Source organism: Roseinatronobacter sp. S2 (genome assembly GCF_029581395.1).
GTDB lineage: Bacteria > Pseudomonadota > Alphaproteobacteria > Rhodobacterales > Rhodobacteraceae > Roseinatronobacter.
The window spans coordinates 630,234-651,927 of sequence record NZ_CP121113.1 but is presented as its reverse complement, the minus strand read 5'-3'; the positions used below and the strand labels follow the sequence as shown (position 1 = coordinate 651,927).

Sequence of the window (21,694 nt, the reverse complement as noted above, 5' to 3'; positions counted from 1 at the left end):
CAGGGGCCATACGCCGCAGTCTTGTCAGATCAGCGGTTGATCACGGTTTCGTTGAAGCGTGCGATAATTTCGTCGCGGCGCGCGGTGGCGGCATCCGCATCAACATCAATAATGGTCAGGTCATTGATACCCGGACGCAGCCCTTCAACATCTGTGCGCGCGGGCATCAGATATGTTTGCGCAACAAGGGCCTGTCCGGCGTCTGACAACACGAAATCGACAAATGCCCTGGCGCTGTCCGCATTCGCAGTCGATTCAAGGATCATCATCGGGCGCGGCGCGATCACGGTGCCACTGGCGGGCGAGATAACTTCTATCGACTCACCTGATGCCGCCTGCCCGTAGCTGATGTAATCCACCGCTCCGAAAACCACGGCCTTGGCCCCTTGCAATACCGGATTAAGCGCTGCCGCATTGGGGCCGGGCACGATCATGTCGTTATCTGCCAGCGCGGCCAGCAAGTCCCATGCGTCGTCCCCCATCGCGGCCTCAAGGCCCGCAACCAGATCGAAGGCCGCGCCCGATTGCGACGGGTCCGGCATGGTGACCAGGTCGCGATACACCTCATCAGTCAGGTCGGACCATTCTTCGGGGCGCGGAACGTCGCTTTGGCTGTTCCAGACCATCGCCAGCGCGGAAACACCCTGCGCGGCATAATGGCTGTGCTTCAGGAAATCAGGAACCGTTTCAGCATGTGCAGATGTGTATTCCATCAACAGGCCGCGTGCGTGCATTTCTTCCGCCGACCCCCAGCTTGCCGACACCACGACATCGGCCTGCGGGTTGGCCTCTTCGGCTTCCAGCCGTGCCATGACCTGACCAGTGCTGGCCTGAAACACATTCACGGTAATTCCCGTTTCTGCCTCAAAGGCTTCGGCCAGCGCATCGGCCAGCCCGCCGGGGCCAGCGGTGTAGAAGGTCAGTGTATCGGCATGGGCCATGGTGCCCAAAAGGCCGATAGAGGCGGCAAGTGCAGTTGTGCGAAGCATGAAAAGCAGTCCTTTGTGAAGATAGTTAATGCGGGAAAAGGCGCAGGCGATCGGCATCAATCGCAAGCGGGATCATACTGTGGACAGCCACAGCGTGGTCGGTCGGGCAGACAAGGTTTGTCGTGTCGCCCTCAAGGCCCAGATGCAGAAGATAGCGGTCCCCCTGAAACTGGCAGCGCAGAACCTGCGCCATCAGCGCGCCTTGGGCATCCGGTCGAATGGCGGTGCGCGGGATCAAGATGCGCGCTGGCCCTTCGGGTGCGGACCCGACACGCACAGGCACGCTTAGCCGGTCGCGGTTGCAGGTAAAGCCGCGCGCGTTGCACATCCGCCCTTCGATCAGGGCGCCGATATTCAGAAACTGCGCCACCTCTACCGATGAAGGGGCGGCAAAAAGCTGCTCTGGCGTGTCGATCTGCGCGATTTCACCACCCAGCATGACGGCGACACGGTCGGCAATGGTAAAGGCTTCGGATTGGTCATGCGTGACATAGATGGCAGACAAGCCCAGATCGCGCAGCAATGCGCCCATCTCCAGTGCCAACCCTTCGCGCAATTCGCGGTCCAGATTTGACAGCGGTTCATCAAACAACACCAGCGGCGGTTCGGCCACAATCGCGCGGGCCAGTGCCACGCGCTGCTGTTGGCCCCCTGACAATGTTCCGGGAAAACGGTCTGCAAGATGCAACAGCCCCACACGGTCCAGCGCGCGCTTTGCGCGGTCTTCGCGGGCTGTGCGGCCCAGTTTGCGCATACGCAGCGGAAAGGCCACATTGTCCAGCACGCTCAGATGCGGCCAGATTGCGTAATCCTGGAACACCATGCCAATGCCGCGCGCCTCTGGTGGGGCGTTGAACCGGCTGCCATCGACCACGCGCGTGCCTGCTATCTGCATCTGGCCGGAACTGGCGCTTAACAATCCTGCAGCAATGCGCAGCAATGTGGTCTTGCCGCAGCCGGAAGGGCCAAGCAGTGCGACCACTTCGCCGGGTTCAAGATCAAGGGCAATATTGCGCAACACCTGTGTATCACCAAAGGATTTGGCAATATCCGTGGCGCGCAAGGCCAAGCGACGTGTATCTGGCATATGTGACATCATGACTGCGCGATAGCAGGGGTTTGTAACAGTTTCTTGTCAGGTGCCAGACTGATGCCAGACTGATACGGCTGGCAATCTGGCAATCTGGCGGTTTGAAACACCTGCACCCGTGCCATATATTGATCACATGTCCAGTGATCCGGCCCCGTCATTCCTGCTGCGCGCCGCCCGTGTCCATGAAGTATTTGGCGCGGGCGCCACGGCTTTTGCGACCATCCTTGCTGCAAGGATGGACGGCGCGGTGCTGTGGGTGTGCGAAAGCTGGCAGGCAGATGCCCTGCACCCGCCCGGTCTGGCCGCCATGATGGACCCTGCGCGGCTGCTGCTGGCCAATACCGGCACCCAGACCGACACGCTGGCCGTAGCAGAAGAGGCGCTGAAGGACGGGGCGGTGCCCTTGGTCGTGATCGTGATCACCCGCGCGCTGGATCTGCGCGAGGGGCGCAGGCTGCAACTGGCCGCCCGTGCAGGAAACACCACCGGATTGTGTATCATCCCCGAAGGAATGGGGTCCAATGCCGCTGAAACACGTTGGCACGCCGCCCCTGTGCTGGATGTGAACAGAAGCGACTCGACTCTGATGCGCTGGGAAATTATTAAGAACAAATCAGGAACAACCGGGGCCTGGCATGTTCGATGGGATTCAGAAACGCGTCATCTGCATATGGTTCCCCCGACTGGCGACAGATCGGGTTTTGCGGGTGCATCCGGTTGATGGGCCTTTTGCGCTAACCTTTCGGCAAGACAACAGCGAACGGCTGTATTGCCTCAACAGCCATGCCGAACAGGCGGGGTTGCACTGCGGCATGTCGCTGGCCGATGCGCGCGCCTTTTGCCCCGACATCGTGTGCCACCCCGCGCGGCCTGATCTGGATGCCCGATTCCTGGTGGCACTGCGCCGCTGGGCTATGCGTTGGTGTCCTTGGGTGGGGTATGACGGCACGGACGGGCTGGTGCTGGATATCAGCGGATCGGCCCATCTGTGGGGGGGCGAGGGGGCGCTTTTGGCAAATATCCGTGCGCGGCTGGGCACGGCAGGGCTGGACCTGCAGCTGGGGCTTGGCTGCACACGCGGCGCGGCATGGGCGCGGGCGCATTATGGCACGCAGGCAGAACAACCGCTGGACACATTGCCGGTGGCCGCGCTGCGGCTGGATGATGCGACCTGCACCGCACTGCAACGACTGGGGCTGCGCACCATCCGCGAGGTGTCGGACACAGCACGCGCACCGCTGGCCCGTCGCTTTGGCCCCGCCCTGATGATGCGGCTGGATCAGGCGCTGGGCCATATGCCCGAACCTGTCACCCCCGCGCTGGACCCGCCACATTACGGCGTGCGCCTGACCCTGCCTGACCCGATTGGTCTGGTCGGCGATGTCATGGCCGCCACCGGCCGCCTGCTGGACGCGCTATGTGCCAAACTGCACGCGCAGGGGACAGGCGCACGCGCATTGGTGCTGACCTTGCGGCGGGTGGATCAGGGCAGCCAGCAAGTGGAATTGCGGCTGGCCGCCGCCATGCGTGACGCGGCCCGCATCCTGCCCTTGTTCGAACGCGGTGTCGCTACGGTCGAGGCCGGTTTTGGCATTGATCAGATCAGGCTGGAGGCCACACTGACAGAACCGCTGGCTGCGCAGCAAACCGGATTAGGCACCACATCGCAAACCCCCGACCGGCTGGCTGATCTGGTTACCCGCATCGGCACCCGCATCGGGCTGGAAAACGTGCGGCGGTTTCTGCCCGCAGACAGCCACATCCCCGAACGCAGCTTCCTGATTGCACCCGCAGCCCATAGCGCGCCGGAAAGCGGCTGGCGCAGTGGCCAGCCCCGCCCCCTGCACCTGTTTGCGCCAGAACCCATCGCGGCCACAGGCCCCACACCGCCCACGCGGTTTCGCTGGCGGCGCATGCACCTGCACACAGCGCGCGCCATCGGGCCGGAACGCATTGCGCCGGAATGGTGGTTCGACGACCCGAACTGGCGGACAGGCATGCGCGATTACTGGTGCATTCACACCCGCCAAGGCCGCAGGCTGTGGCTGTTTCATACACCCCAAACCCCCGGCTGGTATGTGCAGGGTGAATTCGCATGAGCTATGCCGAATTATGCGTGACATCGAATTTCACCTTCCTGACGGGCGCATCGCATCCCGAAGAACTGGTTTTGCGCGCCGCCGAACTGGGGCTGGCGGCCATTGCCATCACGGACCGCAATTCACTGGCGGGTGTGGTGCGCGCATGGTCGGCCCTGAAAACCCTGCACGAGGATGCGGGCAAGGGCCTGCCGGTGCGGTCCGCCACGCGCATGGACGCGTCATCACGCCAGCAGGTTTCGGCGCATGAATTGCCGCATGCCGACCTGCCGGTTTTGCCGAAGCTGATTGTGGGCGCGCGGCTGGTGCTGCATGATTGCGCAGTGGACTGGGTTGCCCTGCCCACCGACCGCGCGGCCTATCACCGGCTGGCGCGGCTGCTGACACAGGGCAAGCGCCGCGCGCCCAAAGGGGGGTGCCACCTGACATTGCGCGACCTTGAAACCGGCTGTCAGGGCATGATCCTGATTGCCCTGCCCCCCACGGAACTGGCAAACGCCACAGCCCCGCTGAAGACGCTGCAATCGCGCTATCCCGGGCAGGTGTTTCTGGGCGCGCCCCCGCGTTATGACGGCAGTGATCAGGCGTGGTTTGATGCCTGCGCGCGGATGGCCTTGCGCGCCAGCACCCCCATGGTGGCGCTGGGCGATGTGCTGATGCACCGCGCCGCGCGCAGGCCCCTGGCCGATGTGCTGACATGCCTGCGCGAAGGGATCACCATCGACCGGATCGGCACCCGCGCCCTGCCCAATGCGGAACGCCGCCTGAAGGGCCATGCCGACATGACGCGCCTGTATCGCAACCACCCTGCCGCGCTGCGGCGCACGCTGGACATTGCGGCGCGCTGCGGCTTCGATCTGGGGCAGCTAAGCTATGACTACCCCGACGAGGTGGCACAGGGCGAAGCCCCGCAAGCGCGGCTGGAACGGCTGGCCCGCGAAGGTATGGCACGGCGCTACCCACAGGGTGCATCTGCGCGGGTGCAGGGGCTGATGGACAAGGAACTGGCGCTGGTGGCGGACCTGAACTACGCCGCCTATTTCCTGACAGTGCATGATATTGTAGCGCACGCACGGTCGCGCGGCATCCTGTGTCAGGGGCGCGGGTCGGCGGCAAATTCTATCCTGTGCTATCTGCTGGGCATCACTGATGTCAGCCCCGACATGATTGGCATGGTGGTTGAACGTTTTATTTCGCGCCACCGCGCCGAACCGCCCGATATTGACGTGGATTTCGAACATGAACGCCGAGAGGAGGTAATCCAGTGGATATATGACCGCTACACCCGCGACCGCGCCGGGCTGTGCGCCACGGTCATTCATTTCCGCACCCGCGCCGCCATCCGCGAGGTGGGCAAGGTCATGGGGCTAAGTGCCGATGTCACCACCGCGCTGTCGGGCCAGATCTGGGGCCAGTCCAATACTGGTGCGGACCCCGCGCGCCTGCGCGAACTGGGGCTGGACCCGCGCGACAGCCGCCTGTCCCTGACCCTGCGCCTGATCGGGGAAATTATCGGGTTTCCGCGCCATCTTAGCCAGCATGTCGGCGGCTTCGTCATTACCAAAGGCAGGCTGGACGAATTATGCCCTATTGAGAACGCCGCGATGGAGGGGCGCACCGTCATCGAATGGGACAAGGATGATATTGACGCGCTGGGTATCCTGAAAATCGACATCCTGTCGCTGGGCATGCTGACCTGCATTCGCAAGGCGTTCGAGTTGCTGCAAACCCATGAACACACCAGCCTGACGCTGGACACCGTGCCACAGGCAGACAGCGCCACCTATGACATGCTGTGCCGCGCTGATGCCGTGGGCGTGTTTCAGGTGGAAAGCCGCGCGCAGATGAATTTCCTGCCCCGCATGCGGCCGCGCACATTCTATGATCTTGTGATCGAAGTGGCCATTGTGCGCCCCGGACCTATTCAGGGCGGCATGGTCAAACCCTATATCCGCCGCCGTCAGGGGCTGGAATCCCCCGAACCCTTTGGCCCCGCGCTGGAACAGGTCACGCGCAAGACGCTGGGTGTGCCGCTGTTTCAGGAACAGGCCATGCAGATTGCCGTTGTGGGCGCAGGCTACACCGCAGAAGAAGCCGACAAACTGCGCCGTTCGCTGGCATCCTTCCGGCGTATGGGCACGATTGGCGCGCATCGGGAGCGTTTTGTTCAAGGCATGCTGGCAAACGGCTACGGGCGTGATGTGGCCGATGCCTGTTTTGCCCAGATCGAAGGATTTGCCGATTACGGCTTTCCCGAAAGCCATGCAGCCGCCTTTGCCATGCTGACCTATGTGTCATCATGGTTGAAATGCCACCATCCGGCAGTTTTTGCCTGTGCGTTGCTGAACAGCCAGCCCATGGGGTTTTACGCCCCCGCCCAGATTGTGCGCGATGCGCGCGAACATGGTGTGGATGTGCGCCCGGTCTGCGTGAACCATTCGGGATGGGACAATCTTCTGGAACGGCGCGGCGATGGCGCGCTGGCGCTGCGGCTGGGGTTTCGCCAGATCAAGGGGTTCCGCAAGGACGATGCGGACTGGATTGTCGCCGCGCGCGGCAATGGCTATCCCGACCCCGAAAGCCTGTGGTTGCGCGCCGGTGTCGCGCCTGCCGTGCTGGAACGTCTGGCCGAATCCGATGCTTTCATGGGTCAGGGCCTGACACGGCGCGCGGCCCTTTGGGCGGTGCGTGCCATTCACGCGCCCGCGCCCCTGCCCCTTTTTGCCGACCCGATTGATGGCGAGGGGCTGCGCGAGCCGCCCGTTTCCCTGCCCGCCATGCATCTGGGCGAGGAGATGGTCGAAGATTACATCGCCCTGCGCCTAAGCCTGCGCGCCCATCCGATGGAACTGTTGCGCCCCGCCACCCCCGGCCTGACCCCGCATGACCAGCTTGTCACCGCCCCCCTTGGGCGCATGTCGGTCTGCGGTCTGGTCATCACCCGCCAGCGCCCCGGCACGGCATCGGGCGTTATTTTCCTGACGCTGGAGGATGAAACAGGCGTGTGCAATGTGGTGGTCTGGCCCAAAACCTATGCCCGCTTCCGGCGGGTTGTCATGGGCGGGCGGCTGCTGCGGGTGACAGGGCGGCTGGAACGCGAAGGGCGTGTTGCACATCTGATTGCCGATCAGATCGACGATCTGTCACATCGCCTGTCCGAGCTTGGCCACCCGATGGACCACGACATCGGCCTTACCGCACCGCAAGCCGATGACGCGCCACGCCCGCCGCGCTACCCGCCGCGCGCACACCACCCGCGCGAACAGGCCAAGCGCCTGTTCCCAAGCCGTGATTTTCATTGATCGTTTCGGCGCGATGCGGGCATCAGCACGACCAGAAGCGCGGAGTAAAAGCGCACAAAGCCCGCGCTATCGGCGGGCCGGGGTCTGCCGATCCAACGTTATAGAAGTTCACTTTATACAGGCGGCACACCCGAACACCCAAGACTTGGCGTGCAGCCAGCGGGTATCGGCAGGCCGCGGGACGGCCCGCCGATGGCGCGGCGGCCTGCGGCCTTTGCTCCGCACTTTTGGGTCCGCAAAAAACCACATCACGCCAGCAGCCGGAAATCAGGCAAACTGCATTCCCTTGCTGAAGGGCATTTCGCGCAAGCGCGTGCCGGTCGCGGCAAATATGGCATTGCCAAGCGCGGGGGCGGCCGCGCAGGTTGCAGGCTCGCCCAAGCCCCGCACATGATCTGCCTGCCCCAGCAAACGAACCTCAAGGCGCGGCGTCTGATACATTTGCAAGCCGCGAAACCGGTCAAAATTCGTCTGCACCGGCGCGTGGTCCTCATAGGTCAGTTCCGCATCCATCGCATGGCCCAACCCCCACAGAAAACTGCCTGTGACCTGCGCTTCGGCGTTGACGGGGTCGTAGACCGTGCCGCATTCCCCCGCAATCCATGCGCGCTCAACCTTGATGCCTGCATCCGTCATGGCAACATCGACCACAGCGGCAATGGGCACACCATGCGCATAGGCATAGGCCACCCCGCGCCCGCGCCCCTGGCCCAACTGCGGCCCCGACCAGCCCGACATCTCGCCCACCGCTTCCAGCACGCGTCGGGACTCGGGATGCGTGATCAGGCGCAGCCGTTCTTCCAGCGGGTCGGCCCCTGCCGCGTGGATCAGTTCATCAAGGAAACAGTCATGGAAAAACGTATTGGCACAGGCACCGGGCGCACGCCATGAGCCCACCGGCACCAGTGGCGGCGCCTTGTATCCGGTCACACGGTAGTTCGGAATGGCGAAGGGCTGGTCATAGGCCCCCAGCACAATCAGCGCATCAGGGCCGGGGGGCGCGAACATGATACGCCCGAACCAGCTGTCCACCACAGACGGGCTGATGGCATCCATATCAAAGGCATGGACACGCCCGTCCTGCACAGCCCCGCGCGCCCGCGCCAGATGCATCGGGCGGGGGAAATCATGGGTCATGTCCTCTTCACGGGTCAGGGTGGTCTGAACCGGCGTGCCCGGCACTGTCATGGCAAGTTCAATCGCGGGCAGCACATAATCAATATCCAGCCGCCGCCCGAAACTGCCACCGGCATGCAACAGGTGCAGCGTCACCGCATCGCGTGGCAGCCCCGCCAGTTCGGCCGCCTTGTCGCGCAGAACCGCAGGAACCTGCGTTGCGGTCCAGATTTCCAGCCGTTGGGGGGTATACAGCACCGTTGCGCTTAACGGCTCCAGCGCGGCATGCGCGATGAAGGGGGCGCGATATTGCGCGCTTAGCACCTGCGATTGCGCCAGCACGTCATCAACCTTGCCATCATTGCGCAGGCGGCTGTTGCGGTTGGCGCGGGTTCCCGCCCCTTCCAGCACACGCCACATCTCTGCCGATGTGGCAGGATAGTCTGGCGCGCCCCATGTGACAGTGACGGCCTGCGCGGCATTGAACGCACGCCATGTATTGTCGGCAATCACACCAATGCCGCCCGACACCGGCACCACAGCGCGCACTCCGGGCATGGCCCGCGCGGCTGCATCATCCACCGACAGAACGGCCCCGCCAATGCCGGGGTTGCGCCGGATCGTGGCAAACAGCATATCGGGCAGACGCACATCAACGCCATATGTCATGGCCCCTGTGGATTTCGCGACACTATCCGTGCGCTGCACCGGTTTGCCCAGCAAGCGCCACTGCGCGGGCATGCGCAGGGGCACATCTTCGATCAAATCTATCGCGGCGGCATCTGCGGCAAGGTCGGTATAGGGAATGCGCGTGTCATCAGGCAGGATGACCGCGCCATCATTCGTGCGCAGATCGCTGCGTGCCAGTCCCGTGCGGTTGGCCGCGGCCTGTTTCAGGGTTTCGCGCGCATTTGCCCCCGCCTGACGCAAGGCCACATGCAGATCGGCAGTTGATGTTGACCCGCCCGTGAACTGCAACCCCATGACCCGCGCACCAGCCGCCGCACCGGCCCGCGCGATACGCGCAATGGCCCCGTCATGGTAATGCGGAAACGGCACGCCATCTGCTGCCAGTGCGGAATTATGATAGGCGGCATGGGGTTGACCGGGGTCCAGCGTTGCGGAATGCGGGTCTATGTCCAGCTCTTCCGCGATCAGATGCGCTTGCAGCGATTCAATGCCCTGGCCAATATCGGCGCGGGGCACAATCAATGTAATCCCATCACCGGTGATTATGACAAAAGGCGTCAACGCGGCCTCTCCTTCGCCGATGCGGTCCAGCAGCGGGTTCGGGATGGGGCGCGCAACAGTATAGGCCCCGAACGCGACACCCCCCGCAATGGCCGCAGACCCGATCAGGAATGTGCGGCGGGCAATGGTTTTTGCGCGGCCCATGATCTAGCCCTCCTGCATCGTGGCGGCGGCATCATGAATGGCGGCGCGAATGCGTGGATAGGTGGCGCAACGGCACAGATTGCCCGACATGACATCATCAATATCTGCATCGGACGGGGCGGGGTTGCGGTCCAGCAGGTCGATGGCCTGCATGATCTGGCCGGACTGGCAATAGCCGCATTGCGCGACCTGATGGGCTATCCACGCGGCCTGCACAGGATGAAGCGTGCCCCCCGCCGCCAGCCCTTCGATTGTGGTCACGGCCCCCCAGACATCGGACACAGGCAGTTGGCACGACCGCATCGCTTCGCCGTCCACATTCACAGTGCAGGCCCCGCATTGCGCGATCCCGCAGCCGTATTTCGGGCCTGTAACATTCAACACATCGCGCAGCACCCACAGAAGTGGCATGTCCCCCTCGACATCCAGATCATGGGTTGTCCCGTTCACCTGAAGCTGCATCAACATCTCTCCGAATTTACACATGGACGACAGCAGGGGTGCCGCCCGCTTCTTCGTATATGGGGTCAAATACGGGCAGTTCCACCGCAAAATTCGGTCACGCCGCGTCACCCGTGCGGCTGGTCTGAACGCGGTATGCGGCCCTAGCGGCGCTTGCCGCCGGGTTTGGTGGTCTTGTTGCCGCGCGGGCCGGTTTGCACAGGGGTGTTCATGCGGTTTTCGTCCTGAAGTTTGCGCCACCGCCCCACGCGCGCGGCGTCCAGCACGCCCGAGGCGACAGCCGCCTGAACGGCGCATCCGGGTTCGTGGTCATGGGTGCAGTCGCGAAAGCGGCACTGGGGCGCAAGTTCGGTGATTTCCGCAAACAACTGGTCCAGTCCGGCCAGACTGTCACCCATGTGCAATGTGCGCATACCGGGCGTGTCGATCACCCAACCGCCACCCACAACCGGATGCAGCGACCGCGACGTGGTTGTGTGGCGGCCCTTGGCATCGGCTTCGCGAATACCGCCGGTCAGTTGCGCATCATCGCCCGACTTGCCCGCAAGGGTGTTCAGCAAGGACGACTTGCCCACACCAGATGATCCGACCAATGCAACCGTCTGCCCCGCGCCGCACCATGGCGCAAGCGCCGTGGCCGCGTCCGGCGCGGTTGCATTCAGGGCCACAACCGCCAGCCCGCGTTGCAGCCCTGCGACCTGCGCCATAAAGGGTTCAACGTCAGCAACCTGATCGGCCTTGGTCAGCACGATCACGGGATTGGTGCCCGCCTCATTCGCAAGGGCCAGATAGCGTTCCAGCCGCGCGGGGTTCAGGTCGTCATTGCATGATGTGGTGATGAACAGCGTGTCGACATTGGCCGCAATCAGCTGCGGCATGCGCCCGCCTTCGACCCGCCTGCGCAGCAGCGCGATCCGGTCCAGCCTGCGCACCACCATTTGCGTATCCGCGTCAACCAGCACCCAATCACCCACGGCAAAATCAGCGGTGTTGGCGCGCGCAGGCAGGATCAGCCGGACTGGCCCGTGCTGCGAAATGGCTGTCATTCTGGCACGGTGCACTGTGGCGATCCGCACGCGCGCCAAAGGCATTTCATCGGATTGCACCTGATCATCAAAAAACGCCGACCATCCAAGGGCCGCCAATGACATTGATGCTGGTTCCAAAGGCTGTGTCACGCCTATCTGAATGCGCGCTGAACACGATGAATGCAAGCCCCAGAATAAAGCGCACGCCACACCGTCGCTGGAAACTTAAGAGGGGCAGCACATGGCCGCCCCCAAAACACCCCGATTATTCCCGCGGCTCAGTCATACCGGATGCGCGGGTCCAGAAGCGCATACAGCAAATCCGTCAGCAGATTGACCAGAATGATCATCCCCGCAGTCAGCAGCAGTATTCCCTGAATCATCGGATAATCGCGCCGCATGACGGAATCGACCACCAGACGGCCAATCCCCGGCAGGTTGAACACCACTTCCACCACGGCAGACCCCGCGACAAGTGACCCGATGGCCAGCCCGATCACGGTGACAATCGGGTTCAGCGCATTGCCAAAGGCATGTTTGCCCAGCACAACATGACCGCGCAGCCCCTTGGCGCGGGCGGTCTGGACATAGTCCTGACGCATCACCTCCAGCATGCTGGAGCGTGTCATGCGCGCGATCAGCGCCGCCTGGGAATAGCCCAGCGTAATCGCGGGTAATAACAGGCTGCGAAACCCGCCCCATGCACTGTTCGTGTTGAACCCCTGCGCTGGCAACAGGCCAAGTGTCACCGAAAACAACAGCACCAGTAGCATGCCCAGCCAGAAATTGGGCATCGACACGCCGATGAACACAAAAATCGTGCTGAAACGGTCAACCGCGCCATTGGGGTGCAGCGCCGACAGCAGCCCGACCGGAATGCCCACGACCAGCGCGATGATCATGGACAACCCCGCCAGCCACAAGGTTACCGGCAGCGCATCCATGAACGCGTCCAGCACGGGCCGGTTTTGATGAAAGGACACGCCCAGATTGCCCTGAAACACCTCTCCCAACCAGAAGGTAAAACGCGTCATGACGGGCTGGTCCAGCCCCAGCCGTTCGCGGACGCGGTCCACCTCGTCGGGGGGCGCATCCGGCGAGACATAGAACATCGCCGGATCACCGGGCGACAGCTGGACCAGAAAAAAGGTAATCACACCGACAATCAGGATGATGGGAATTGTTCCCAGCAATCGGCGCAGGATATATGCGGTCATTGGGGCGCGCTCCTAAGGGGGCGGCCTGCCGGTGGTCTACCGGCAGGCCAATCGCTTGACTGGTGCTTATTCCTCGCGCCAGATATTCCAGAAAGACGCGGTGCTGTCATTCTCGGATATGTTACGCAGGTTGCTGTTTGCGCCCATGATGACAAAGATGTCACCTGTCCATATCTCGTTGTTGAATTCGGCCTGAAGCTCATAGAACTCCTGCGCGGCCTGTGCGCGGGCGTCCTGATCTTCGCCGTTGATGGCGCGGTCCAGCACATCATACCAGCCATCTGGCAGGTTCGGCCATGGGTCGCCGTTGCGGTCAACGCCACTGGAATCCAGATACCGCAGGCCCACAAGCGACCCGCCGCCTGCGCCTTTCAACTCCCATGCGTCCAGATCGCGCCGCACGGTGCCAAACGTCGCCGAGTCCAGATTTTCCATGCGCACATTCAGGCCCAGATCACGCAAATACTGATCCATGGCAGGGGCTTTTTCCCAGCCGGTTGCCCCACCCGGAACCACCAGAAAGCGGATTTCCTCGCCTTGATAGCCCGACTCCTCGACCAGTTGCTGCGCAAGTTCCATGTCGTTGGGGAAATGGTGGGACTGGTCAATCCATGGCCATTGGGGTTCCTGGAAACGCGGGGTGTTGTTCACGCGCCAATAATCGGACGGGCCGAACCCCCACATCAGTTCTTCGGTGTCCAGACCCGCGCGCACCGCGTCACGCAACAGCGGATAATCCGCAAACACGCCGCCTGCGACATTGAACTTGAAATACACGCGCGCACCGGGGCTGGTGGGAACCACTTGGGTGTTTTCTGCGGCAATCAGGCGGTCGGCTTCATCACCGGGAACCTGAATTGCCAGATCAACTTCGCCGGTCAGCAGGGCAGACACGCGGGTGGACGGGTCCGCAATATGGACAAAATTCACCTCGTCAAAATAGGCGCAGCGCGGACCGGCGTTATAGCTGGCCTCGCCGTCATGGCGGGTATAGGCGTCGAACCGTTCCAGCGTGGTGCGGATTTCCGGCACGATTTCCTTGACCATATACGGCCCCGTGCCAACCACATGTTCCGCACGGTCCGCGCGGTCACTGCCCAGTTCGCGCGCGATGTCTGCGGGCATGATGGCCCATGCCCCGGACATGGCCGAAATGGATTCCAGCAAGGCCCCGTAGGGCTGCGACAGATGCACCGCGACGGTCAGGGCGTCCACAGCTTCAACGCGGTCCACATCGGCCAACTCGAACCGGCGCGACCCGACTTCGCTGTAGCGTTCCCAAGATGCGACAACATCTTCGGCGTCCAGTATCTTGCCGTTATGGAACTGCACCCCTTCGCGCAATGTGAATGTCCATGTCAGGCCATCATCACTGAGTTGCCATTCGGTTGCCAGTGCAGGCTGCGGCGCAAGATTGGCGTCCAGTGCGACAAGCTGTTCATAGACGGCATTTCTGGGGGCCGTCGGTTCTTGTGTGATCATCATGTGATCCAGCGTCACAAGTGGCAGCGGCCCTGCGATATTCAGCACCCCGCCATAAGTGCCGTCGCATGCGGCATGCGCCGCGCCTGCAAACGCAATACCGCCTGTCAGAACGATGGCGCTTGTCGAACTCAAAAGCTTTCTCATGTCATTCTCTCCCGTTGGTGATTATTATGTATCTTAGCTTCACACTTTCGCAGATATTTGGGGTATATCAACATATTTTTGTATTTTAATTACAAATATGCCCGTCATCCCCCGATCATCGGCTGCGACCCCGACAACCATTCTTAAATCTGTGCCGCCGCCTGCTGTGCCACCGTCTGTTGCAGGACTTGCGCGGAATGCCAGCACCGCACCTGACGGTCCTTGCCCATAGTGGTTAGCGGCGGGTCCGACGCATGGCATTGCGGGGTCGCAAAGCTGCATCGGTCGGCGAATTTGCATCCAACTATGCCGTCCATATCGGCCAGCGTGGGCACCAGCCCCGGGATCGCTGCCAACTGGCCGCGCTGCGTTGTCAGGTTCGGGGTCGAGCGCATCAGTCCAAGCGTGTAGGGGTGTGCGGGGTTGGCGAACAATTCGCGCACGGGGGCCTGTTCAACCACCCGCCCCGCATACATCACAACCACGCGGTCCGCCATTTCCGCCACCACGCCCAGATCATGGGTAATCAGCAACATCGCCGTGCCCAACTGGTCGCGCAAATCGCGCATCAGGTCCAGAATCTGCGCCTGAATGGTGACATCCAGCGCGGTGGTCGGTTCATCCGCAATCAGCAGCCGCGGGTTCGACAACAGCGCCATTGCGATCATCACACGTTGCCGCATACCGCCGCTTAACTGATGCGGATAGGCATTCAAGCGCCCCTTCGGGTCCGAAATTCCGACCTTGCGCAACATGTCCAGCACATCATCGCGCGCTTGCGATTTGCGGTGCGGATGGTGGCGGCGGATAACCTCGGCCAGTTGGTGCCCCACACGCAGGATGGGGTTCAATGCAGTCAGCGGTTCCTGAAAGATCATCGCGGCGCGGTTGCCGCGGATATCTTCGATCTGGGTCTGGGTTTTTGTCAGCAAATCCTCGCCATCCAGCCGGACAGCCCCGCCCACAATCCGGCCCGGCGGTTCTGAAATCAGGCGCAGCAGTGACAGCGCGGTGACGCTTTTGCCGCAACCGGACTCACCGACCAAGGCCACCGTTTCCCCCGCCGCAATCGAGAAGCTGACACCATCCACCGCTTTCAACACCTTGCCTTTGGCGCGGAAATGGGTTTGCAGGTCTTCAACTTCCAGCACGTTGGGGACGGGTTGTTCACCTTGCTTTGATGCGGGTGCATTCATTGTCCGGCCTCCATGCGGGGATCAAGCATATCGCGCAGGCCGTCGCCCATAATATTCAGGCCCAACACCGACACCATGATGAACAGCCCCGGAAAGGTGGTCATCCACCACGCGTTGTGCAGGTAGGACCGCCCGTCGGCCAGAATATTGCCCCAACTGGGCTGCGGCGGCGGCGTGCCCGCGCCAACATAACTAAGGCCCGCTTCTGCAATGATGGCCAGCGCCAGAATGAAGGTGGCCTGCACCATCAACGGTGCCATGACATTGGGCAGGATGTAGCGCCGGATAATCAGCCAGTCGCCCAATCCCACCGCGCGCGCGGATTCGACATAGGTTTCCTCGCGCACGCTTAACACCTTGCCGCGCACCACGCGCGCCGTATGCGGGATAAAACTGATCGTCAGCGCGATCACAACATTCTGGGTGCTGGCCCCCAATGCGGCCACAATCGCAATCGCCAGCAGGATGGACGGAAATGTCATAAGCGCATCCATGAAGCGCATGAACACCCCGTCAAGGCGGCGGAAATAGCCGGACACCAACCCGATAAACGCCCCGATCAGCGTGGACAGAACCACCACGGCCCCGCCCACCAGCACCGACACGCGCGCGCCATATAATATGCGGCTGTAAATATCGCGGCCGTTATTGTCGGTTCCCAGCCAGTGTTCGGCCCCCGGTGGCAGCAACCGCCCCGACATGCGCACGCGCAGCGGATCATGGGTCGCCAGCAGCGGTGCAGCTACCGCGATGATGACAACCAGCAACACCAAGGCACCGCCAAACAGAATGCGACCGTTCAGGCGCATCAGCCATGCAGGGACGGCTGGCCTTTTGTCATCGGGCGGTCGTGATGTCATCGGGTCACCTTCTGGCGCGGATTTGGGGCCAAACGAGGTCATGTCGTTCCCCCTGTTGCAGCCTGCGGCGCAGGTGTCGGAATGCCCGCAAGTGTCAGATCATCCGCCAGATGGCACGCAACGGCACCCTGCCTGCCGGATGCGCGCGCCACGGCGCGCAACTCCGGCACTGCGGTGCGGCAAATATCCTGCGCATAGGTGCAGCGCGGGTGAAAGGGGCAGCCCTGCGGCGGATCGGACGGGCTTGGCACATCGCCTGACAGGATCACACGCCCGTCACGCGTCAAGGTGGGGTCGGGCACGGGAATGGCAGACAGCAGCGCCGCAGTATAAGGATGGCGGGGTTCTTCGAACAGGGCCGCCGTGTCGGCCAGTTCCACAATCCTGCCCAGATACATGACCGCCACGCGGTCACTGACATAGCGCACAACACTAAGATCATGCGAAATGAACAGATATGTCAGGCCGAAATCCCGTTGCAACTGCGACAACAGGTTCAGCACCTGCGCCTGAATGGACACATCCAGCGCCGAAATCGGTTCATCGCAAACAATGAATTTGGGCTGCACCGCCAAGGCCCGCGCGATCCCGATACGCTGGCGCTGGCCACCGCTGAATTCATGCGGGAACTTGTCGCGATGCGCGGGCGACAGGCCCACAATCTGCATCAATTCATCAACGCGGGCCTCAACCTGCGCACGTCCGCGCACCAGTTTGTGAAACACAATCGGTTCGGCAATCAGATCGCGCACCCGCATGCGCGGGTTCAGCGACGAAAACGGGTCTTGGAAAATGATCTGCATGTCGCGCCGCAAGGCGCGCAGGGCGCGACTGTCCAGGCCGCGGACATCGCGCCCCTGAAAGGTAACGCTGCCTGATGTGGCTTCGATCAGCCGCAGGATCAACCGGCCCGCCGTGCTTTTGCCGCAGCCCGATTCACCGACAAGCGCCAGCGTTTCGCCCGACTGGATGGACAGCGTAACATCCTCGACCGCGCGCACATGGCCGGTTGTGCGCTGCAACACACCCGACGTGATCGGGAAATGCTTTTTCAGACCGGATATGCGCAACAGCGCGCCCTCATCCACCGGCATGTCCAAATCTTCTGTCATAGGATACGCCCCCACCATCAGCCTGCCATTGGCACTGGCCTGCTGCTATTTCGCCTGCGGTTTGTAGACGATCACATCAACCTCGACCTTGGCATCGACCATCAGCGTGGCCTGAACAGTTGAACGCGCAGGGCCGCCATTCGGGAAATATTCGGCATAGACGCGGTTGAACGTCCAGAAATCGCGCGGATCATCCAGCCAGCAATTCGCCTTGACGACATCATCAAAACTGCATCCTGCCAGTTCCAGCACCGCTTTCAGGTTTTCCATGGTGCGCCGCGTCTGCGCCTCGATACCGCCCGGTTCAATCTCGCCATTCTCTTTCATGGCGACCTGACCAGAGACATATATCATATCCCCCGCCCGAACTGCCGGTGAAAACGGCAAGGATTGGCCACCTGCGCCTGTGCGCGATACCCCGATGCGTTCCAGTGTCATCTTGTCACTCCTGTTTTGGTTTTGTCAGAATTGCTGCGGCTTTCGTCAGTCGGGCCATTCACCAGACCTGCCCCCGTGCTGTCACCTGCGTTTCGCCCTGCGGCACGCCTGCGCGCAGCAGATGCACGCGGTCCAGCAGGTTCGCCACCACGCAGGCGTGATTGGGAACAATGCGCACGCGGTCACCGACCTTCAGCGCGATGGTGTCGGCATGCAAAATGCCATGCTCTTCAGACAGTGCCGCGATGGAAATATCAGGCCGGCCCAGAACATGGCCATGCCCCGTCAGGCCCAGCAGATCGGATGACAGCACCTTGCTGCCCGCATCGATCACCGCGCGGTCGGGGGCGGGCACGGACACAACCGTTGCCAGCACTGTCAGCGCGCAGGCACCCCAGTCGCACACCCCGCGCGCCACCAGCGAACGATCATTATAAACATAGGTGCCTGCGCGGTATTCCGTAGGCCATGGCAAGGATTGCACCGCCCACATATCGGGCGACCCACCGGTTGAAATCACAGACACAGGCAGCCCCGCCCCTTCGCAACGCTGCGCGGCCTGCGTCAGCCAGTCGGACACATGGTGCACCGCATTCGCAGGCGGATAAGTCATCAGCCCGCCAAAGCGCAAGCCCGGTGCCTGTGCGATGGTTTGCGCCAGCGCGCAGGCGGCATCAGGTGTCAGAACCCCGCAGCGCCCCGCACCCGTGTCACATTCGACCAGCACATCCAGCGGCTGCGGCGCATCCGCGAAGGCACGCGACAGGCCCGCGACCACATCCTGACTGTCAGCGGTCACGCGCACGCGCACCTTCTGGGCCAAGGCGCGCAGCTCCGACAGCTTGTCATTGCCGACAATATTATAGGTGATCAGAATATCCGCGATCCCGCCTTGCGAAATCATCGCGCGGGCTTCGGACAGCTTCTGGCATGTTATCCCGACCGCACCCGCCCTGATCTGGGCATGGGCCAGCATTGGCAGCTTATGCGTCTTTATATGCGGGCGCACCGCCACACCGGCACGCGTGGCATGCGCCTGAAACCTGTCGATATTTGCTTGCGCAATATCCAGATCGACCAGCACGGCGGGGGTCGCAATCTGCGCAAACATCATCCACCCCCGTCTGTGCCGTGCGGGTCTGCCACAATGGGCCAGATTGCGCGGGTCAGGTGCTTGTATTCCGTGCGGCGCGGGTCATTCGGATACGGCCCGTCAACGGCGCAATACAAAATCTCTGCGGCAACCGGCGCAAACGCCCCGTGAAAGTGATTGGTGGATTTCACGATCAACGCGCGCTTGTTCGCGATATCAATCCCCAGATTGGTGAACAAATCCGGCGAGAATGCTTGTGAACGGGTGGAGTTCAGAACCACCTGAACGCCCTGAAATTCAATCACGGCACTGTCGCCCAGCGGCACGACAGAAGCCCCGAAACTTTGGACCGCATCGCGCTGCACGCGCACAACACGCACCACCGCATCGACCGGATCACCCGCCACATCAGATGTCTTGCCGCCGAAACGCAGTTTCAACAGCGCCCCTTCGCCTGCGGCATGACATATGCGCACGGCCATCGGGTCCCAGATGGTGCCAAAGGCAATATCGCGCAGCCCCATATCCAGCGCATGGCGCAAAATGATGGTGGAATCGCCCGGCACCCCGCCACCGGGATTGTCCCAGACATCGGCAACGACCACTGGCCCGCTGCCGGATTTCGCCACCTTGTCCAGCGCTGCGCGCGGGTCCAGAAAATCGGGGCGCGCGCGCCCGCGAAAGGTGAATAATTCCTGCCCCAGTTTACGCGCCAATGCATCACCTGCCGCTTGCGCATCATCGGTAATGACCACCATCTTGACCCCCAGATCAGGGGAATCGCCAGCCATGAACCCGTGTATCACAGAAATGGACAGGGCCGCGCCTGCATCTTCCAGCGCGCGCATACGGTCCACAAAACCGCGCATCGGGGCACGGCTGGTGGGCAGCACATCAATCATGCGCACATCGAACACCGAAATCACCGGCCGGATTTCCCCGCGCGCGGCGCGCAGCGTCAGGTCCACACAAGCCACGCCCGCTTCGACAAAATCCGTATGCGGGAATTCCTTGAACACGGTGATAATGTCAGCATTGTCCACGCGCGCGGCGCTCAGGTGGCTGTGCGGGTCGAAACTGGCGCCAATCTTGACATCAGGGCCCACAATCTTGCGGATTTCAGCCAGCAATTCGCCTTCGCAATCCACGCAATCCTGTGCAATCATCGCGCCATGCAGCCCCATGACCACGGCCTGCACCGGCATGGCTGCGCGTAACTGCCCCAGCACTTCGTCGCGCAAATGCGCCCATGTCTGCGCACTGACCAGACCGGCAGGCTCGGCCCATGTGGCGGTCCCTTCGACCAGCTCAATCTCGCCACGCTGCGCGCGCGCCCGCAATTCGGGAAACACGGCCGAACATAATGTCGGCGTTTCAGGGTGCTTGCCGGGGGGCGCATAGAAGCTTTCGTGAAAATCCGACAGGTCTGTGCGCAAGGGCGAGAATGTGTTCGTCTCGGTTGCTATGGACGCACAGAACACTTTCATCAGTCAGTTCCCTTCCGGACTTGCACAAGCGCTGCGGTATGATGCGGCGCCGCGTATTTGTAATTGCGTTACATATATCAGCAAAATTCGGGCTAACAAGTGTAATTTGTAACTGAAGTTCCTTTTAGGGACAAATTTATTGCAGATTTCCGCAAAAACGCCATAGAAATGAAGCTAAGTTTCATATTGGAGCCGCTATGAAAGCCGACAACCCGACACCGCCCCCCAACGTGAAACTGCAAAACCGTGCGCAGATCGGTGTCGTGGATGTCATCAGTGCACTGGACAGGCTGGATGGCAAGCTGGCCGCGCGCGAACAGAAAGTGGCCGATTACGTCAAGGCCAATCTGATGCGGATCAGCAATATGACCATTGCCGAACTGGCAGCGGGCGCCGGTGTCAGCACGCCAACAGTGGTCAGGTTTTGCCGGTCGCTGGGCAGTGACGGCTTTCGTGAATTCAAGCTGCGGCTGGCACAGAACCTTGCCGTCAGCATGCAGTATTTCGACACGGACCCCGGCGACCACCCGACCGGCACAGAAACCGCCGTAGATGATGTGCTGTCGGCATTCCATTCGGCAGCCGCCATGTTGCGCCACCAACTGGACCACACCCAGATGGAAGCCGCAAAACACGCGCTAAGCACAGGTCGGCGCACGCTTGCAGCAGGGATCGGGGGCGGGTCGTCCATGATGGCCATGGAAACGGCAAACCGCCTGTTCCGAATCGGGATTCCTGCATCCTATGTCAATGACAGCTATCAGGCACAAATGCAGGCCGCGACATTGGGGGCCAAGGATGTGCTGGTGGTCTTTTCCGCCAGCGGCGAGGTGGACGCCATGATTGCAGCGACAAAGATTGCCAACAGCTATGGCGCAACCACCATCGCGATCACCAGCCCCAACAGCCGGCTGGCGCAACTGGCGGCAATACCGATCACATTCGCGATTCCCGAACATCCCGATATTTTCAAGCCAACCGCCATCCGGTTTTCACTGCTGATTGTGCTGGACGCGCTGGCCTTGTCCGTCGCCCGCGAGCGCCCAGAACTGAGTTCCGAATATCTGCGCCGCGTGCGCGCTTCGCTGACGGCATATCACGGGCGCACGGTTCCGCTGCCGCTTGGGGACTAGATAACCATCGCGGCCCGCAGGGCACATAAATAGCGGCGTTCCCCG

General features: G+C 62.0%; 17 protein-coding genes. 4 read left to right on the top strand and 13 right to left on the bottom strand.

Going from position 1 to position 21,694, the window contains the following annotated elements; all coding sequences use genetic code 11:
* Positions 1-29: 29 nt before the first annotated feature.
* Positions 30-989, bottom strand: a complete 960-nt coding sequence (locus P8S53_RS03045; protein WP_277805693.1) for an ABC transporter substrate-binding protein — start codon at positions 987-989, stop codon at positions 30-32.
* A gap of 25 nt (positions 990-1,014) precedes the next feature.
* The gene (locus P8S53_RS03040) at positions 1,015-2,076 is read right to left on the bottom strand and encodes an ABC transporter ATP-binding protein (protein ID WP_277805692.1); all 1,062 of its coding nucleotides are present in this window, start codon (positions 2,074-2,076) and stop codon (positions 1,015-1,017) included.
* Positions 2,077-2,215: 139 nt separating this feature from the next.
* On the opposite strand from P8S53_RS03040, the gene P8S53_RS03035 reads away from it, so the two are divergent.
* Genes P8S53_RS03035 through P8S53_RS03025 form a run of 3 tightly spaced genes read left to right on the top strand, consistent with a single transcriptional unit; the run spans position 2,216 to position 7,483 of the window.
* On the top strand, positions 2,216-2,803 hold the full coding sequence (locus P8S53_RS03035; protein WP_277805691.1) for an ImuA family protein: 588 nt from the start codon (positions 2,216-2,218) through the stop codon (positions 2,801-2,803).
* Positions 2,718-4,181 (top strand): DNA polymerase Y family protein, encoded by a 1,464-nt coding sequence (locus P8S53_RS03030; protein WP_277805690.1) that lies wholly within the window; start codon positions 2,718-2,720, stop codon positions 4,179-4,181. The genes P8S53_RS03035 and P8S53_RS03030 overlap by 86 nt, the downstream gene beginning before the upstream one ends.
* Entirely contained in the window at positions 4,178-7,483 is a 3,306-nt protein-coding gene (locus P8S53_RS03025) for an error-prone DNA polymerase (RefSeq protein ID WP_277805689.1), read from the top strand. Before P8S53_RS03030 ends, P8S53_RS03025 begins: the two co-directional genes overlap by 4 nt.
* Before the next feature lie 267 nt (positions 7,484-7,750).
* On the opposite strand, the gene P8S53_RS03020 is transcribed toward P8S53_RS03025, so the two are convergent.
* From P8S53_RS03020 to P8S53_RS02970, 11 genes are all read right to left on the bottom strand, one after another.
* Positions 7,751-9,994, bottom strand: a complete 2,244-nt coding sequence (locus P8S53_RS03020) for a xanthine dehydrogenase family protein molybdopterin-binding subunit (RefSeq protein WP_277805688.1) — start codon at positions 9,992-9,994, stop codon at positions 7,751-7,753.
* Between the two features lie 3 nt (positions 9,995-9,997).
* Positions 9,998-10,456, bottom strand: a complete 459-nt coding sequence (locus tag P8S53_RS03015; protein WP_306417825.1) for a (2Fe-2S)-binding protein — start codon at positions 10,454-10,456, stop codon at positions 9,998-10,000.
* A 143-nt stretch (positions 10,457-10,599) separates the two neighbouring features.
* A complete protein-coding gene (gene rsgA / locus P8S53_RS03010; protein WP_277805687.1) occupies positions 10,600-11,607 on the bottom strand; it encodes a ribosome small subunit-dependent GTPase A in 1,008 nt (335 codons plus the stop codon).
* A gap of 155 nt (positions 11,608-11,762) precedes the next feature.
* Positions 11,763-12,701, bottom strand: coding sequence for an ABC transporter permease (locus tag P8S53_RS03005; protein WP_277805686.1), 939 nt, complete (start codon positions 12,699-12,701; stop codon positions 11,763-11,765).
* A gap of 66 nt (positions 12,702-12,767) precedes the next feature.
* Positions 12,768-14,330 carry an ABC transporter substrate-binding protein gene (locus P8S53_RS03000; RefSeq protein ID WP_277805685.1) on the bottom strand — a complete coding sequence of 521 codons (1,563 nt, stop codon included), beginning with the start codon at positions 14,328-14,330 and terminating at the stop codon, positions 12,768-12,770.
* 143 nt (positions 14,331-14,473) lie between these two features.
* Positions 14,474-15,526 carry an ABC transporter ATP-binding protein gene (locus P8S53_RS02995; RefSeq protein ID WP_277805684.1) on the bottom strand — a complete coding sequence of 351 codons (1,053 nt, stop codon included), beginning with the start codon at positions 15,524-15,526 and terminating at the stop codon, positions 14,474-14,476.
* A complete protein-coding gene (locus tag P8S53_RS02990) occupies positions 15,523-16,428 on the bottom strand; it encodes an ABC transporter permease (RefSeq protein ID WP_277805683.1) in 906 nt (301 codons plus the stop codon). Before P8S53_RS02990 ends, P8S53_RS02995 begins: the two co-directional genes overlap by 4 nt.
* On the bottom strand, positions 16,425-17,498 hold the full coding sequence (locus P8S53_RS02985; protein ID WP_277805682.1) for an ABC transporter ATP-binding protein: 1,074 nt from the start codon (positions 17,496-17,498) through the stop codon (positions 16,425-16,427). The genes P8S53_RS02990 and P8S53_RS02985 overlap by 4 nt, the downstream gene beginning before the upstream one ends.
* 45 nt (positions 17,499-17,543) lie before the next feature.
* On the bottom strand, positions 17,544-17,936 hold the full coding sequence (locus P8S53_RS02980) for a RidA family protein (RefSeq protein ID WP_277805681.1): 393 nt from the start codon (positions 17,934-17,936) through the stop codon (positions 17,544-17,546).
* A 58-nt stretch (positions 17,937-17,994) separates the two neighbouring features.
* Positions 17,995-19,050, bottom strand: a complete 1,056-nt coding sequence (locus tag P8S53_RS02975) for an alanine racemase (protein WP_277805680.1) — start codon at positions 19,048-19,050, stop codon at positions 17,995-17,997.
* A complete protein-coding gene (locus P8S53_RS02970) occupies positions 19,047-20,516 on the bottom strand; it encodes a M81 family metallopeptidase (RefSeq protein ID WP_277805679.1) in 1,470 nt (489 codons plus the stop codon). Before P8S53_RS02970 ends, P8S53_RS02975 begins: the two co-directional genes overlap by 4 nt.
* A gap of 197 nt (positions 20,517-20,713) precedes the next feature.
* Between P8S53_RS02970 and P8S53_RS02965 the strand changes: the two genes are divergently transcribed.
* Positions 20,714-21,649, top strand: coding sequence for a MurR/RpiR family transcriptional regulator (locus P8S53_RS02965; protein ID WP_277805678.1), 936 nt, complete (start codon positions 20,714-20,716; stop codon positions 21,647-21,649).
* The last annotated feature ends 45 nt before the right edge of the window (positions 21,650-21,694 follow it).

Coding starts and splice junctions, on each gene's coding strand:
- P8S53_RS03020 (WP_277805688.1), bottom strand. CDS start 9,994: ATGGGCCGCGCAAAAACCATTGCCCGCCGCACATTCCTGATCGGGTCT.
- P8S53_RS02985 (WP_277805682.1), bottom strand. CDS start 17,498: ATGACAGAAGATTTGGACATGCCGGTGGATGAGGGCGCGCTGTTGCGC.
- P8S53_RS03045 (WP_277805693.1), bottom strand. CDS start 989: ATGCTTCGCACAACTGCACTTGCCGCCTCTATCGGCCTTTTGGGCACC.
- P8S53_RS03035 (WP_277805691.1), top strand. CDS start 2,216: ATGTCCAGTGATCCGGCCCCGTCATTCCTGCTGCGCGCCGCCCGTGTC.
- P8S53_RS03015 (WP_306417825.1), bottom strand. CDS start 10,456: ATGCAGCTTCAGGTGAACGGGACAACCCATGATCTGGATGTCGAGGGG.
- rsgA (WP_277805687.1), bottom strand. CDS start 11,607: ATGTCATTGGCGGCCCTTGGATGGTCGGCGTTTTTTGATGATCAGGTG.
- P8S53_RS02990 (WP_277805683.1), bottom strand. CDS start 16,428: ATGACCTCGTTTGGCCCCAAATCCGCGCCAGAAGGTGACCCGATGACA.
- P8S53_RS02980 (WP_277805681.1), bottom strand. CDS start 17,936: ATGACACTGGAACGCATCGGGGTATCGCGCACAGGCGCAGGTGGCCAA.
- P8S53_RS03025 (WP_277805689.1), top strand. CDS start 4,178: ATGAGCTATGCCGAATTATGCGTGACATCGAATTTCACCTTCCTGACG.
- P8S53_RS02975 (WP_277805680.1), bottom strand. CDS start 19,050: ATGATGTTTGCGCAGATTGCGACCCCCGCCGTGCTGGTCGATCTGGAT.
- P8S53_RS02970 (WP_277805679.1), bottom strand. CDS start 20,516: ATGAAAGTGTTCTGTGCGTCCATAGCAACCGAGACGAACACATTCTCG.
- P8S53_RS03005 (WP_277805686.1), bottom strand. CDS start 12,701: ATGACCGCATATATCCTGCGCCGATTGCTGGGAACAATTCCCATCATC.
- P8S53_RS02965 (WP_277805678.1), top strand. CDS start 20,714: ATGAAAGCCGACAACCCGACACCGCCCCCCAACGTGAAACTGCAAAAC.
- P8S53_RS03030 (WP_277805690.1), top strand. CDS start 2,718: ATGTTCGATGGGATTCAGAAACGCGTCATCTGCATATGGTTCCCCCGA.
- P8S53_RS03040 (WP_277805692.1), bottom strand. CDS start 2,076: ATGCCAGATACACGTCGCTTGGCCTTGCGCGCCACGGATATTGCCAAA.
- P8S53_RS03000 (WP_277805685.1), bottom strand. CDS start 14,330: ATGAGAAAGCTTTTGAGTTCGACAAGCGCCATCGTTCTGACAGGCGGT.
- P8S53_RS02995 (WP_277805684.1), bottom strand. CDS start 15,526: ATGAATGCACCCGCATCAAAGCAAGGTGAACAACCCGTCCCCAACGTG.